Source organism: Maribacter sp. 4G9, from assembly GCF_002742265.1.
Classification (GTDB): Bacteria; Bacteroidota; Bacteroidia; order Flavobacteriales; family Flavobacteriaceae; genus Maribacter.
In genome coordinates this window covers 1-918 of sequence record NZ_MDGL01000132.1, presented here as the reverse complement: position 1 = coordinate 918, position 918 = coordinate 1, and the positions used below count along the sequence as shown (strand labels likewise).

Annotated in this window: 1 protein-coding gene and 1 pseudogene; both read right to left on the bottom strand. The window is 28.9% G+C overall.

The genetic code is table 11. The annotated features are described in order from the left end of the window. Positions 1–417 (bottom strand): hypothetical protein (locus BFP75_RS13505; protein ID WP_206073554.1); only part of this gene is annotated, 417 nt, incomplete at its 3' end. 326 nt (positions 418–743) lie between these two features. Beyond that, a pseudogene (locus tag BFP75_RS13500) lies at positions 744–918 on the bottom strand (IS66 family transposase); the annotation flags it as partial.

The following is a 918-nucleotide window of genomic DNA, read 5'->3' as shown; positions in this document are numbered from 1 at the left end:
AGAAACATCTAAAATACATTTGGAAAAGTCATAATCGAAAAGGTCAAACCTTTGTTTTGCTTGGTTTAAAATATATTCTCTTGTTGTAAAAAGTAATACTTTATTTGTTGAGTTTTCGATTTTATTAATAAAACGTAGAATTTGTCTTTCCTCATTAGTTGCTATTGATTGTTTTAAAAAATTTCTGCCTAAAAAATCATCAAATAAGAATACTTGACTCTTATTCGTATTAAAAAGTTTAAAACCGTCTGAAATACTATCTGAAAGAAAAATAAATTCCTCTATACCCTTTCCAAGAAGATGAAAAACTAACATTTCTGCTAAAGTTGTTTTTCCAATTCCAGGGTCACCTGATATTATTACGTATTTGTTAGCTTTAATTATCGAAAGAGCTTCATCAAAGCTTTCATTTTGCAAATAAATTTTTATCTTATCTTTAATCTCACTAAGTACAAACTTGGTTTGATTTATTACTTGACTACTAACTATTTCGTTTAAAACATCAGTACTAGATAGCCAAAGCTTGTAAAAATCTTTCTCGACTTTATCATACTTTGTAAGAAGATTATTTATGTCTTCCTTTCCGAATATATCAGAGGAATTTTTAATAAATGGGTTGAAAAGGTCTAATATTTTGTTCTTATTGCTAGGTGTTAGAGAAGCACTAGTAGTTATGATATATCTCTTTGGATTAATTCTAAAAACTTTTTCCTTTTCTTTTTTTAAACTTGAATAGTAACTAATCAGTCTACTTGAAATTCAAATTTAGCGATTAGGTTCAATGCTTGAATCACGTTCATTCCGTTTTTGATGGTGGTATCGATTACGGATCGGATTTTGGCAAAATTCTGAGCATTTCTGGGGTTTTTGAACTGGCCCGATATTTTTTGTTTTACCTTGACATTTCGAATCGCTTGC